This is a genomic window from Paenibacillus sp. FSL H7-0943 (assembly GCF_037963265.1).
GTDB lineage: Bacteria > Bacillota > Bacilli > Paenibacillales > Paenibacillaceae > Paenibacillus_AQ > Paenibacillus_AQ odorifer.
The window spans coordinates 3,817,964-3,831,703 of record NZ_CP150148.1 but is presented as its reverse complement, the minus strand read 5'-3'; the positions used below and the strand labels follow the sequence as shown (position 1 = coordinate 3,831,703).

Below are 13,740 nucleotides of genomic sequence, written 5' to 3'. Positions count from 1 at the left end.
GGTTAATGTTATAATAGAGTACTGGACCTGTTTTGGACTTAAGAACGAGAAGGTAAGGAGCGAATGTTTTTGAAGACACTTATTATTGCGGAGAAACCGGACATGGGGCGGAATATCGCCGCCGCAATAGAACCAAAGGCTAAAAATTACCGTTCCTATCTTGAAGGGGAGCAGTACATTATTACATGGGCAATAGGGCATCTAATCGGATTGGCTGAGCCGGATGCATATGATGTGAAATACAAAAAATGGAATATTAATGATCTTCCCATTATTCCGGACCCATTCAAGCTGGTTCCTAATGCGCGGACCATTGATCAGCTGAAGGTAATCGGAGAGCTGGCTAAACGAAGCGATCTGCTGGTAAATTCTTGTGACGCCGGGCGAGAAGGCCAGCATATATTTTCGCTCATTCAGCGGCATTTGAAGCTTGAACATCCTGTGAAACGGCTGTGGATTTCCGATTTGACACCAGAGACAATCCGCAAAGGCTTTCAAGAGCTAAAGGATGGGGCGGAGTACGAGAATCTAACTAAAGCGGCAAAAGCGCGCAGTGAAGCCGATTGGCTAATCGGTATGAACGGATCACGTGCATTTACTACGAAACATAATGTTCTGCTGTCTGTGGGGAGAGTTCAGACCCCAGTACTTGCACTTATTTATGATCGCCAGAAGACGATTGAGGCGTTCTCATCCCTTAAGTTTTTTGAGGTGGAGGGCCATTTTACACAAAATGAAATGACTTATAAAGGTATGTGGCAGGGTGACCGCCTCACTGATGGTGAGAAGGCGGAGGCGCTGGCTGACAAGGTCAAAGGAAAACCGGGACGAATTGACTCTTATGAGGTTAAGGAAACGAAAGAGTATCCGAATAAACTGTATGATTTAACGCTGCTGCAGCGGGAGGCGAATGGGAAGTACGCTTTTTCCGCTAAAAAAACACTCGATATCGCACAAGCCTTATATGAAAAGCATAAGGTGATATCCTATCCGCGGACGAATTCTAACTATGTTACAGAACAAAATATTCCGGAGATGCATAAGACTTTATCTGCGCTCCAAGGGACGGCTTATGATGAATGGGTGAAGGGCGCGAATCGTAATCTCGTTCATAAAGGAAACAAATTTATCTGCAATCCCTCCAAGGTAGAGGATCACCATGCGATTTTGCCTACATATCGGAAAGCAACAGGGCTTAGTGCGGATGAGGGAAAGCTGTATGATTTGATTGTGCGGCGCTTTTTGTCACAGTTCTATCCGGCTGCGGAATATAAAGTGCATACGGTTATGACTGATGTAGAGGACGAAAAGTTCAAAACTACTGTTAAGGAATTATTAAGCCTCGGCTGGAAGGTAATTTACGCGGACCAGAAAAAAGATAAAGCGAAGTCGTCCAAGGGAAAAAACAAGGATGATGAGGAAGACGAAGAGATTGAAGTGAATGAACCGTTCGCAATCGCTCCGGCAGATGAGGTGATCTGTAGTGACGCTATCGTTAAAGAGAAAGATACACAGCCGCCAAAACACTATACGGAAGGCACGCTGCTTAGAGCGATGGAAAGTGCCGGAAAGCAGATTGAGGACGAAGAGCTTCGGGATGCTATGAAGGATTCAGGGCTGGGTACTCCCGCCACCCGTGCTGCAACCATTGAACGGCTTAAGAATGTCGGATACATTGAAATGCAAGGTAAAAAAATCGCCATCACGCAAAAAGGACGAACGGCTATTGAACTGATACGTGGAGCGGGCATCGAGCTGTTGACTTCACCTGAAATGACCGGTCAGTGGGAACGTCGCTTGAACGAGATATCCAGAGGTACGGCGTCGGACGGACAATTTATGGAGAATGTAAAAAGATTTGCCTGCATGATCGTGGACAAGGTTCGTGTGCAGTCTCGGGCGTCCAAAACTTCTTTTGAAGGGGAAACTCCTTCTGTGAATACAGGGGCTAAAGGTCGGAGTGGTGGAGGTACATCTCGTAAAACCAGCGATAAACCTGCCGCGCCAAGAAAACGTAAACCAGCTAACGAAGAAGAATCAGCAAATTCAGGTCCGAAAATTATCGGAAACTGCCCGCGTCCTGGCTGTGGCGGGATGATTTTTATGGGTAAAAAAGGCTACGGCTGCTCTCATTACAAAGAAGGCTGCAAGTTCGTGATCTGGAAAGAGAACCACGGGCGTACCCTTACAGATACACAAGTAAAGGCATTAATTGAAAAGGGTCGTACGGGTAAGCTGAAGCTTGCGAGCGAAGACGGCACCCCGCTGGAAGGCAAACTTGTGCTTAATAATATGGATACGGGTCAATTAACAGTGGAGTCATAGTCTAACTGGAAGTTTATATGGATCACGGGTGATTACATCACATTTGCATGTACGAAGCCGCTAGCGGACACAGATGACCCAAAACGCGGGAATACGTCCTTTTTGGACTGCTATCGGACCGCATAGTCGTTATTGGCATGAAAAGGGCTATATATGCACCGCTTGCGGGAGAATAGCAGCACTGGAGTCCGCAAACTTGCTCCAAGGGCAATAAATTCGCCAATAGCTTCAGCTGGGTCCGTAGTCAAGACTATTAGTCGGACTCGCCGTATATGGGATATGGTTTCGGTGACAGCTGTGCTTGACCATATCTTTTCCACATAAAATTCATTAGTTAAAGAGTGTAGGACATACCTATCTTAAACGGGATGTAGTAACTTGTGCAGACAAGATATTATGATTACGTAGGGGGCTGATCTTCACTCTTTTTCTATCTTGCGGGATAAATCCAGAGGTTACATTTTGATAGGGCAGTATAGTCACTACTAGAATGGAAGGAAGGATGACAACATGGGAATGCGTGGATATTACTTTGCTATGGATGACAACCTAGTGCAGCAAATTGTTACAGGCGACATTGCATTGAATAGCTTGAAAATAGATGATTATCCCGGACTGGACATTGATAGATCCTGGGAGGCGATTCACTACTTGCTTTGTGGAGTTATTTCCGATGGAGATGCCCCTCTTAGTTATGTTGTTCCGCTGACATCAGACAAAGGCATCGATTTTGGCTCATTCGGGGCGTTTTCCTTACGTGCCAAGCAAGTTGCAGAAGCGCATCAGGTTATTTCCGAGCTGGATGAAGCGCAGCTCCGCTTGCGGTATGATTTCCCGGCCATGGTTAAGGAAGAAGTATATCCTCTTGAACCTGATATTGTTTCAGACGAGGATAAGGATGCGTTCTTTGCCTACCTGCTACAGCATTTTAACGAAATCCGGCGCTTCTACAGCCAAACTGTAGCCGAGGGCAAAGGTCTCATCTTTTATATTTTCTGATTCTAACCAAAAGACGACACACGTCCCCTGATTCCATTGAGCGCGATAAAAAATAGAACCTTTGTCAATGAAGATTATGATGATTTGTGAAATAAATGACCAATTACGGGAAACGGTAGGTACAATTAATCCAATGAGACGAAGAGGGGGAAACGAAAATGAAGACGATCAAGTGTATGATGGACCACCTGTACTGGGCGGACGCACAAATCTTAGAAGCGCTCGAGGAGAGTGAGATGAAGAACAAGGACCTTCTGAAGCTGGTTCGGCATGTCGCGGTTGCGGAACGAGTCTGGCTGTCCCGATTGCAGGGCAAGGGTAGTGCGCAATATTCGTTGTGGGAGGAAGCAGAGGACCTGACGGCGATCCGAACGGAGTTCGAAGAAAACGCCGAGAAATATCGTGTGTATATCGAAGGGCTCGAGGAATCTGATTTGGACGTGATGGTCGATTATGCGAACCAGAACGGAGTCCCGTTTCAAACGTCCGTCCGGGACATCTTGTCGCAGGTCATTTTACATGGGCAATATCACCGGGGACAGATCAACCGGGCACTTCGGATGGAATTGGCAGAACCTGTCCAAGTCGATTACATCACGTTCGCCAGACTCTAACAGGGCCTAATCATCACCATTACCTGGAATGAGATGGGCATTGAACTCCTCCGAAATGATTTAGTTTACTCATGCAGGCTCATGAATTCGTAGGATTTTACCTTTAGCTAAATGTGAGATAAGAAGGAAATTGAAGAGGCGGTGGCTTGGAACAACTGTAAGGGCATGTGATTTTCACTCCCATGTCTCAACGGGTCCGAGCCCTTTTGTTTAATGCCTCCCGATACTCCATGCTTCTTGTCCATCCTGCGAATGCATGACACGCTTAAGCTGCTTGCGGAAATAACTTTGACAGAACGATAGGGTTATACACCGACCACTAAATGCAAAGAGGAAATCTGAGATTCAATATGTATTCCTTAACGATCCAAACGAAATGGTGGTACCGTTTCATGATGAGATTCCGAAATAGCAGGACCAAAACGTTTGAATTGTCATCTCTTTTCCGCAAGTAGAATCAAGCAATGCAAATTCCATTACCCTACAATGACTATAGAGTGGTTGAAACGAGGTGAACAGACCAATTGTACGAGTGGCACAAGCAAATCCAAATAATCGTTAATGAAATTGACGAGTGTATTAAGAATCGTAACAGTGAAGCAATAACGCTACGATTTCTTTCTCACAAGTTAGGTTATTCCGAATTTCATACTACGAGAAAATTTAAGGAAATATCGGGAATGCAATTTAGGGATTATCTACGGCATAGAAAATTAGCCTTTGCACTAAAAGAGGTTCGGGATAGTGAAAAGAGCATTTTGGATATTGCTTTTGATTATGGTTTTTCATCACATGAAGCTTTTACCAGGGCTTTCAAGGGAACATATGGTGTAACTCCAAGTGAATACCGGAAAAAGCCTATGCCTGTCGCCCTTCGTACAAAAATAAACTCTTTCGACCGCTACTTTTTCGGATTTGGAGAGATTGGTATGATGAAATCTACAGATGATCTTAACATTTATTTTGTAACCATTCCCACTCACAAATTTTTGCACATTAAAAACTATGAGAGTAATGGGTATTGGGATTTTTGGCAAAAGCAAAGTCTTATTACGGGACAGGACTGCGAAACAATTTGCGGCTTACTCGATAGTATCAAGGGCAAATTGGATGACGATGGCGGGAGTGAATCTAACGGTGGCAGCGGTCAGATTATGGCTTACATTAATGACCCGGATGGCAGACTCTGCGATTGGGGTATTCCACGTACAGAGTGTTTTGGTGTACGTCTTCCTTTTGATTATAAAGGTGAAGTACCTCCACAAATGCTTATGATTGATGTTCTCGAAGCCGAGTATATTGTTTTTGAACATGGACCATTCAATTATGAGCAGGAAAATCGTAGTGTAGAGGAAAAGATGGAAAGGGCAATGGCAACTTTTAATTTTGCAGACAATGGTTACTGCTTTGATACTTCCCCTGGGAGAATCATTTACGTTTATCACGATCCGGAGCGGTTTTTGAAGTATATCAGGCCAGTAGTGAAGTTGACCTCCAAGCTAATCGAAACAGATTAAGCAGGTAAGTAAAAGGTTGGTGCTATGTGCTGATGAAGAAAATAAGCAGACTGGAGTGTAGTCTCCGCATTCATATCGTCGTATGATTAGTTAGATTATCTGCTTTAGAAGCAATATAAGTTTAAAGGTCTTTATTGTTGTTTGAATTATTGACAGATAGATCTGGAAACGCCGTTCAGAGAACTGCCGGTTGGTGCGAGGCAGCGGATATCCGAATCCAAAAATCACCTCAGAGCAGTCCCCCGAATTATAGTAGATGGGACCGGGATTCTACCGTTACAAAGAAGCATCGTTGTTGGACGATGGCAAAGAGGGCGTTTATTATAAACGTCAATCAGGGTGGTAACGCGGAGCAACTCCGTCCCTAATGGGATGGTTTTTTTTGCGTCTTCATAAATTAATTATTAAATTGGCAGGCGAAAAATCAACAAACCGTAAGAAGAACGATTAGTTCGAAAAATCCGGAAAAACGTTGACCAGATGAAAGGGGGATATTGCAATGCAATTCAAGTTGTATACGGATGTGTATGAGTTTTACAATGATACCTATGGTATGCTGATGCGTCATGAAGCACAAAATTTGATTCCTCTTGGCAATATCATAATTGGACATGAAGGAAAAGACAAAACAGACTGGCGTGACCCTGTAAATTGGCTTATGGTAACTATTTCGGATGCTAAGGGCCTACAACTTACCGCCATAATGACACCGCCACACAATATTACGCTTTATGCAACAGACAACATAATTAACCCAGAAGCTATAAACTGTCTGGTAGATGGGCTGAAAGACCGTGAAATTCCAGGTGTGATGACCGAAAAAACCTTGGCAGAGTATTTTGCCAAAGAATATACTTTGCGCAAGGGAACAACCTTTAAAACAATCATGACCCAACGTATATATGAACTTACGGCAGTAAACCCAGACATTCAAAAGGTTGGTATCGTTCGATTACTAGATAAAAAGGATATTCACTTTTTCCCTTACTGGGCTGAAGCATTTTATGCAGCGGGGAGTTATGGTAAAACAGAAATGTCCATCCCGCAAGATGCAGACCCTTACCTCTACCGAATAGCATCGAAAAAACTATATATTTTAGAGGACAACGGGATACCCGTTTCTATGGCAGGATATACAAGGGAGATGCAGACGGCTATTGGCGTGGCATTTGTATATACCCCTCCATATGAGCGCGGAAAGGGTTACGCAACTTCAATTGTGGCGCAAATAAGCCAACTTGCATTGGATAAAGGGTTTACTAGATGCGTCTTATATACCGACTTAGCAAATCCCACATCTAATAGCATTTATCAAAAGATAGGCTATATGCCAATCTGTGATTCGCTTCAGTTAAAATTTGAATAGTAGAATGATGCGGACAGAACTTCTACTACTTTTGAAAATAAGAGCAGAATATTCACTACGGATTGAAGATCTTGAAGGTCGATTGATCAAGCTTTGGGAGAAATATAGAGTTACAACCAAATGCAACTGTTTAACTCCGGGGTTGACGAGGTATAAAAAAATGAGTTGACACAAAAGTAGTTAGGGACCATACTACATATATGGACAACAATAATAAAAAAATAAACGACATTGAGGCTATTCCCTCGCTTGTACAATCCAAGCGTCAGATTGATCGCTATAACCTAGACATAGACGCACAGGCTATACTCGTCGCGTCTAGGCTAATGGCAGCGGGAGCCATGCTTGGACACGCCTCGGAGATTCATTTCTCTAGATTCGGTTTATCAACAGGGCGTTATCGTTTATTGGCAGATCTTGAAGATAACGAAGGAGAAGAGTTGCCTTCGCAATTAGCGGAGCATCTAGGCGTTACACGTGCTACAGTGACTGGTCTTATCGACATTCTTGAACGAGATGGGCTAGTATCTCGGCGATTAAGCTCAGACGATGGCCGTCAGAAATCAGTCGTTTTAACGGAAGAAGGAGCGAAGAAGCTTCGTGAAATGGCTCCTGAGCATTTCGCTCGGCTGGAAGCAATGGTGGGGTTGCTCAACATCGAAGAACGGAGCGTATTTCTCGACTTGCTAGGTCGAGTTACACAAGGCATTTCAGCACTTACGGGCGAATTAGGCTCGAAACCAAAGGGGAACATCAGTAATGAGTAGAATTGGGCTAGTGAAGCTAGCCTATTTTTACTCTTATATAGTTAGGCGCCTAATTATAATTCGCTGAAATCAATCGTTGAACTATTTCAAAGAAGAAGGGAGCAAGTAAATGAACCAGATGAAATACCCGAATCAGACAGATGATGTTTACAGCATCAAGGCTGTTGGTTCCAAGAAAAAGACTTTTGTACTATGGCGTGAAGTTGTAATGGCCTATGCTGCTCCTGCCATTATGGCAGGTATCGGGGGATTGGTTACTGTAGATAGTGGGCTTCAAATAGCGGCATTGACCACAATTGGCGGTGCATCCGCCTTGATGGCCTTGATGATTGGACTTTTGTTGCATAGTCGAGTGGGCCATTTGCGATGGGTCATCGGTGCACCTCACTTGGTTGTGGTAGGGGTATTCGCAATGGCCGGGTCCTCATTTGGGCTATACGCTGCATGGGTGACATCTGTTGTAGTAGAAATTATGATTCCGAGTAATCACTTGGCCTGGGTAAATCGTGTCTGGATCGATTTCCCGTTGTCTGGATTCATAGCAAGCACGATAGTGACATGGCGGTGGCGACTTGCCGTCACAACTGATTTTTCATCTAAAAGGAGAAGATAAAAAATGATAGTTATTATGGGAGCAACAGGTACGATAGGTAGTGCGCTTTTGGAACGTTTGGTTGATCTTGGCATACCTGTCAGGGCGCTGAGCAGAGAGCCAGAGAAGTTGCGTGATCAAATCGGAGAAAAAGGCCGATCAATTATCGAGGTCGCTTTTGTGGATGCTTCTGACCCCACATCGGTGCGCCGCGCGTTTACAGATGCTAGCCAGCTCTTCCTTGCCATGTCCAACAGTCCAAGACAAATCGAATTGGAAACCTCAATCATTCAGATTGCTACCGAATCTGGAATCAAACATATCGTAAAAATATCCAGTCCAGCCTTTGAGCATAGCGCTCCAGTGGCAGTGGCGGGCTGGCATCAAGAAATTGAGAACACGTTGAGGGTATCGGGTATCACCCATACCGTATTGCGCCCTTATGCGTTCATGCAAAATTTAATGCGCTTTGCACCAACGATCACAACCCAAAATGTTTTCTTCGGCTCTATGGGCGTTTCACCGTGTAACTTTATTGACTGTCGCGATATTGCAGACGTTGCCGCAGAAGTTCTGACCAACGACAAGGTATCAGGCCATATATATACGCTTACTGGTTCGGAGATTTTCAGTTATCCCCAGATCGCGAGTCGACTATCTGCCCTGCTTAATCGGCCGATAAGTTACATCAACATGGACCCTCAAGTACTACTCCGTAATCTTATTGAGCATGGGAATCTGCCTCCTTGGCTCGCGAACCACGTTGTGGAAATTCAAACCATGTCTAGGATGGTGCCAGAAAGTCCAAATGACACTGTGAAGCGTTTACTCGGCAGAGATCCACGCACACTAGACGCCTTTCTACATGAGTGTGTAGATAATTTCCGGTAGAGGCGGAGTCCACCTATTCTGATATTTGTATCGATAACAGTATTTTATTCCGATTCCCATATCTAAATGGTTCAGAGTGTATCCCAAAGGTCATAAAATGACTGCCGGGATGCACTCTTTTTATTATGTCCTAAGGAACTCAACTCATAGAACTAGTTCTTCTATAGCATTTATATCAGCATTACAAGAAATAAGCTAAAATTCGTCAATAAGTTAGTGTTATTTACGAAATAACACTAAAAAAGCTAATAAAAAATTAACGAAAAATTCATATTATAAGATTAAGTTATATTAATAATAACTAGTTATGCTAACTAACGTAACATTTTTTCTTGACAATCTTTGTGGAAAATTTTAGAATGTAAGCGATTACTCTTAGTTTCCTAAATGATATTCAAAAGAAGACATTCGTAAGTTCACAAACAAACATCGGAGTTTAAATTTAGGGGGGCAAAGTATGAAAAGGTGAAGGATAACATCATAGATAACAAGATAATAAAATGTTAGTTTTTTTGTTTTATGACTATGTATGAGGGGGTTCACTTGAGGATGAAAAAAAAGAACGCGTTCTTAGCTCTACTTCTGTCATTTTCTTTGTTATCTGTGACTGCTTGCAGTAATTCCTCTAATAGTGCCAATGAGAACGGTAAAAGTGCTGCAGGTAATAGCAATACTTCGGTAAAAGCAACCAGTGATGTGGGTCAAACGGCAGTTAAGAATGAGGGCGCTTCTGATCTTGAAATTAAAGCGGGAAGTTCGGTAACCGTTTTCAATCCAAAGATCCCGACGCTCGATCCTACACAATGGCAAGGACAAATTCTGGTAGGGCAAGGAACTTTGCTCGAAGGGCTTTATGGCTACAATCAGGATAATGAAATCGTTCCGAAAATTGCGACAGGTTATACCGTTTCCGATGACAAAAAAACTTGGACATTTACCCTCCGTAAAGATGCCAAATGGTCAAACGGCGATCCAGTAACCGCCCATGATTTTTATTTTTCTTATATGTATCAATTGGATCCAGCTAACACAACCGCACAACTTTGGCTAAGCGTACTTAATTTTGTGAAGAACGGATATGCATACCATGCCGGATCTGTAAGTAAAGAAGAAGTTGGTCTAAAAGTAGTTGATGATTACACGCTGGAAATTACGACCACGCTGCCTCACGCTATTCTGGGGGATATGGTTCTTTCCGGGTCGATGCCTATGAATCCTAAAGCGGTCGAAGCGAACCCTGGTAAGTGGTTTGAACCGGGGAATTTTGTGAGCAATGGCCCTTACATGGTTAAATCTTTTACACCTAACGGTGAACTCGTCATGGTGAGCAATCCGAATTATGTAGGTGCAGCCGGCCAGCTTAATCACGGCAATGTAGAGACCATCCATGTTCTTCCGGCGACAACCGTGCCGGTGGAGGATTATATGTCCGGCCATGCAGATGTCGTTCTAATCCAAAGCGCGTCTGATTTACAATACGTGAAGAAAACGGAGGAGCTAAAGTCCCAGCTGTATACTGCAGCGACTTATGCGATCAAATATTTGCTCTGGAGCAACCCGACAACGGAATCTCCATATGACAAAAAAGAGGTGCGCCAGGCTATCGCCAAAGCGATCCAGCGTAAACCGATCGTAGAATCGGTGCTGAACGGCATGGGCGGGGCGACCAATATCTTTGCTTCACCAGGTTGGCCAACGGAAAAACTGGAGCAAGGACTTCCGGAAGATCTCGAGGCAGCCAAACAATTATTGAAGGATGCTGGTTATGAAGGCGGTAAAGGTCTGCCAACCCTATCGTTGTATGTTGGGGTCAAGCAAGTAGATGCTCAGGGTGAACAAATCGCTTTGGCGTTAGGTCAATTACTGCAACAAAATCTTGGCATCAAAACAGAGCTAGTTCAGCTCAATGAGGCGCAGTTTAACGCTTATCAGTACAGCGGACCTCAGGGCGATGCAAAACCAGGCTTTATTCTGGCGTCGGGCGCAACCAACTGGAGTGAACCAGGAAGTTTGGACATGGGTGCAACGCAGCAACTATATTCCATAGGAACACTGGATGCCCCGCTAGAAGCTACGAAACAATTCGTGGATTGGACCAAGGAAACTTATTATAAACCGGCTATTGAAAAATATGGGGATCCGGATAATAAGAACGCCGGTGTAGAATGGAGCGAATGGGCAGCATTAGAAAAAGCTGCTAATGAGGATATCGCCTTTTTGGATAAATGGACAGCAGAGCAGCCTGCAGATTGGCAGCCTTATTTGAAACAACCGGGGCTTCCAACGGCCGCTGAACAATGGCAACAGATTGTAGACCTTTGGAAAAATGCTAAAAATAACGATGAAAAACATGCCGCCTTTGTAACCGCTTGGACCTTCGTAGCACCAAACGCGCCAGGTGGCAAGTTGAATCAAAATGCACTTGATGTACAGGTATATTACAACAGTTATCAATCTGATACCTTAAGAGATTTGAGAATGTGGCAAGCGCAATTCGTAAATGCGCTGACCGTCGAAGACGCTGCTCCTATCGCGGCTAAGGTAGTTAATAACCTGCTCGAAGAAGCTTATGCTGTTCCGTTGTATTATCAACAGCAATACTTCTTGGTAAAACCCGGCATTACAGGAGTGCAATCAAATCCTTGGGCATGGGGCAACTTCTATGGGCTACATCTTTTATCTGTAGAATAATCCTAAATGGGTTGAATAATTACCAATCGCGGGCGCCAATTATGGTGCCCGTGAATCGGTAAAGGAGGTTCGAATTTGACCATATTGAAATTTATTTCAAAGCGCATTTTACAAATTATTATCACTTTAATCTTGGTCATTTCAGTTAGCTATACCATGATGTATTATTCACCTGGCGGTTTCATGAATACGAATACCATGGCTACGGCACTGGCTCCGCTGCAAGGGCAAAACCCTGTTCTCTATCAACAAGTCATGGACCAGTTTCAAAGCCGGTATGGTTTGAATTTACCGCTGTGGCAACAAATCATGAAGTATATATGGCATCAATTAACCTTCGATTTCGGTAATTCGATGCAGAACCCGTCTTTGCAAATTGCGACTCAACTGAAGCAGGCTTTGCCGATCAGTACACTTCTGGCCTTTGGATCTGTTGTTCTTTCGGTAATTATCGGGGTTCCGCTTGGCATTATTGCAGCACTCAAACGTAACACTTGGATCGATTATGTTGTTAGCACCATCTCATTGACGGGTCAGGCCATTCCGGCATTTGTTCTCGCGGTAATTATGGTCTTGTTATTTGGTGTTGTGTTTCAAGGGATTCTACCTGTAACGGGATGGGGTCACTGGAGGCAAGCAATTTTGCCGATTATTTGTCTATCTGCGGCGAATGTCGGTGTTGTTGCCAGATATATGCGGGGCAGTCTGATCGAAACCATGAGGTCGGATTTTATGCGAACCGCAAAAGCTAAGGGTGTCAAATATTGGCCGATGATTTTTAAGCATGGTGTCAAAAACTCGCTGACTGCGATGATAACCGTCATCGGACCACAATTTGCTTTTACCGTGATGGGCACGATCTGGGTGGAGCAAATTTTCGCCATTCCAGCGCTTGGTCAGGTGATGCAGACGGCATTTACCAGTTTCGACTATCCGCTCGCCATCACATCTGTATTTCTGCTGGGATCCATGATTATGATTATGAATTTACTCGTTGACATTATTTATGCCTTTATTGATCCGCGTGTCAGATTATAAGCGGCACAGACTATACGAACCTAGGAGGGGGAGCAATTGGCTGGCACAGTTGCAGCAACTCAATCGGATGTAGCTTTGAAGAGAAAAAAGAATCTTCAGAGATCCCAGTTTTATCAAGGTTGGAAGCGATTTAAAAGACATCGTCTTGCCGTTATTGGTTTGGTCTGGGTTATCCTTTTTTTGATCGCGGGGATTATTGGACCTTGGGTGGCCCCATATGACTATCGCACGGGGGATTTTTTGGCCATCAATCAAGGGCCGACCTGGCAGCATATTTTTGGTACGGATAATGTAGGGCATGACATGTTCAGCCAGATTTTGTTCAGTGTTCGAAGCGCACTGATTATTGCTTTTGGCGCGACTTTGGTCAGCTTCATTATCGGGATCATATTGGGCTTGTGGGCCGGATTGCGCGGCGGAATCGCCGATATGATTATTATGCGTGCTGTGGATTTTATGATGACCTTGCCGGGGTTTTTGTTCGCCTTGATATTAGTCATTATGCTGGGACGTGGGTATTTATCTTTGATTCTAGCAATTGGAATTCCGGGTTGGGCGGGGTATGCACGCTTGATCCGAAGTCTGGTCCTAAGTATGCGGGACGGGGAGATGGTGGAAGCGGCAAGAGCGTTAGGCGCATCTCAGGCGCATATTGCCAGACGGTATATGTTGCCGAATGTTATCGGCAGTATGGGTGTCTCTCTCGCCTTCGGGATTCCCGGTGATCTCATCCAGATTGCAGGCTTAAGTATTTTTGGAATGGGGCTTCGGCCGCCAATCCCTTCATTTGGGAGTATGATTGCTCAAGCCAGTGAGAATATTCTCGGCTTTCCATGGCTGCTGTATTTTCCGGCAGGTATCTTTGCAATAACCTTGCTTTCGTTTCTGTTTGTAGCAGACGGTCTCCAGGAAGCATTCAGTCCGAAAGGAGGCAATTAAT

General features: G+C 44.2%; 11 protein-coding genes. All 11 read left to right on the top strand.

Going from position 1 to position 13,740, the window contains the following annotated elements:
* The first annotated feature begins 69 nt into the window (after window positions 1-69).
* The 11 genes from NSQ55_RS16740 (at window position 70) to NSQ55_RS16690 (ending at window position 13,739) form a co-directional block, all read left to right on the top strand.
* Entirely contained in the window at window positions 70-2,325 is a 2,256-nt protein-coding gene (locus tag NSQ55_RS16740; protein WP_339168121.1) for a DNA topoisomerase 3, read from the top strand.
* A gap of 510 nt (window positions 2,326-2,835) precedes the next feature.
* Window positions 2,836-3,324, top strand: a complete 489-nt coding sequence (locus tag NSQ55_RS16735) for a YfbM family protein (RefSeq protein WP_076130031.1) — start codon at window positions 2,836-2,838, stop codon at window positions 3,322-3,324.
* 158 nt (window positions 3,325-3,482) lie between these two features.
* Window positions 3,483-3,938 (top strand): DinB family protein, encoded by a 456-nt coding sequence (locus NSQ55_RS16730; protein WP_280753127.1) that lies wholly within the window; start codon window positions 3,483-3,485, stop codon window positions 3,936-3,938.
* Between the two features lie 524 nt (window positions 3,939-4,462).
* Window positions 4,463-5,455, top strand: a complete 993-nt coding sequence (locus NSQ55_RS16725; RefSeq protein WP_076130033.1) for a helix-turn-helix transcriptional regulator — start codon at window positions 4,463-4,465, stop codon at window positions 5,453-5,455.
* A gap of 499 nt (window positions 5,456-5,954) precedes the next feature.
* The gene (locus NSQ55_RS16720) at window positions 5,955-6,821 is read left to right on the top strand and encodes a GNAT family N-acetyltransferase (RefSeq protein ID WP_339168118.1); all 867 of its coding nucleotides are present in this window, start codon (window positions 5,955-5,957) and stop codon (window positions 6,819-6,821) included.
* A 200-nt stretch (window positions 6,822-7,021) separates the two neighbouring features.
* On the top strand, window positions 7,022-7,588 hold the full coding sequence (locus tag NSQ55_RS16715) for a MarR family transcriptional regulator (protein ID WP_339168117.1): 567 nt from the start codon (window positions 7,022-7,024) through the stop codon (window positions 7,586-7,588).
* Window positions 7,589-7,697: 109 nt separating this feature from the next.
* Window positions 7,698-8,201: a hypothetical protein gene (locus tag NSQ55_RS16710; protein ID WP_339168115.1), complete on the top strand. Its 504-nt coding sequence runs from the start codon at window positions 7,698-7,700 to the stop codon at window positions 8,199-8,201.
* A 3-nt stretch (window positions 8,202-8,204) separates the two neighbouring features.
* Complete coding sequence (locus tag NSQ55_RS16705; RefSeq protein WP_076281725.1) at window positions 8,205-9,071, top strand: SDR family oxidoreductase; 867 nt, start codon at window positions 8,205-8,207, stop codon at window positions 9,069-9,071.
* 549 nt (window positions 9,072-9,620) lie between these two features.
* On the top strand, window positions 9,621-11,762 hold the full coding sequence (locus NSQ55_RS16700) for a peptide ABC transporter substrate-binding protein (RefSeq protein WP_339168114.1): 2,142 nt from the start codon (window positions 9,621-9,623) through the stop codon (window positions 11,760-11,762).
* 75 nt (window positions 11,763-11,837) lie between these two features.
* Window positions 11,838-12,800, top strand: coding sequence for an ABC transporter permease (locus NSQ55_RS16695; protein ID WP_036687660.1), 963 nt, complete (start codon window positions 11,838-11,840; stop codon window positions 12,798-12,800).
* A gap of 36 nt (window positions 12,801-12,836) precedes the next feature.
* Window positions 12,837-13,739, top strand: a complete 903-nt coding sequence (locus tag NSQ55_RS16690) for an ABC transporter permease (protein WP_081383373.1) — start codon at window positions 12,837-12,839, stop codon at window positions 13,737-13,739.
* Window position 13,740: the final 1 nt, after the last annotated feature.